Source organism: Robbsia betulipollinis (assembly GCF_026624755.1).
Taxonomy (GTDB): Bacteria; Pseudomonadota; Gammaproteobacteria; order Burkholderiales; family Burkholderiaceae; genus Robbsia; species Robbsia betulipollinis.
The window spans coordinates 1-856 of the sequence record NZ_JAPMXC010000036.1; the positions used below are offsets into that span (position 1 = coordinate 1).

The following is an 856-nucleotide window of genomic DNA, read 5'->3' on the forward strand; positions in this document are numbered from 1 at the left end:
CTGAAAGCATCTAAGCGGGAAACTCGCCTTGAGATGAGATATCCCTGGGAACTTGATTCCCCTGAAGGGTCGTTCGAGACCAGGACGTTGATAGGCTGGGTGTGGAAGCGCAGTAATGCGTTAAGCTAACCAGTACTAATTGCCCGTGAGGCTTGATCCTATAACCAGTACGTTTTAAGACTGCGTGCAATACCGCAGCCAACGTGTGCAGGTTATGCAGCATCGGTCGTGTGCCGATACACTCGCACCCCAGATTGAACTTCTTCCCAGATTCGTGACGCCGCACCGCTGCACCGCGTGCGCCACACCCCTCTTTGCCTGATGACCATAGCGAGTCGGTCCCACCCCTTCCCATCCCGAACAGGACCGTGAAACGACTCCACGCCAATGATAGTGCGGATTCCCGTGTGAAAGTAGGTAATCGTCAGGCTCCCTAAGCCGTACCAAACGCCCCGCCCCTCAAAAGGCGGGGCGTTTGCGTTTACGCGCGTCTGACTTTCGCGGCTGCCGTCCTGCGTCATGACCGGATGCGGTCAGCGCCCTCCTGTGGGAGTCGACCGTAAGCGGCCAGTGATCCCATCTGGCATCACGCTCGAAGGCGTAAGAGCATACGTGTCCACGATCAGGAAGCGGACACGTGCACACTATTGCCGAAGAAGCGCCCAGGGGGCGCACGCGCCGCACATACAGTGCGTCATTCAGAGCCGAACTCATTGAGCAATGCCGGCAACCCGGCGTCTCCTGCTCAGCGGTGGCGGTTTCGCATGGCATGAATCCAAACGTGCTGCGGCGCTGGATCAAGGAAATCGACAGCGCGAAGGCACTACCCCAAGTCCTCGAACAGCGGGCCGTCGAT

At 58.4% G+C, this 856-nt stretch carries 1 protein-coding gene and 2 rRNA genes; all 3 read left to right on the plus strand.

What is annotated here, in order from left to right; all coding sequences use genetic code 11:
- Positions 1-160: ribosomal RNA gene (locus OVY01_RS22955) — 23S ribosomal RNA — on the plus strand; the annotation flags it as partial.
- A gap of 157 nt (positions 161-317) precedes the next feature.
- A 5S ribosomal RNA gene (rrf, locus tag OVY01_RS22960) occupies positions 318-430 on the plus strand.
- A 207-nt stretch (positions 431-637) separates the two neighbouring features.
- The coding region (locus tag OVY01_RS22965; protein WP_267849959.1) for a transposase at positions 638-856 on the plus strand (219 nt) is incomplete at its 3' end.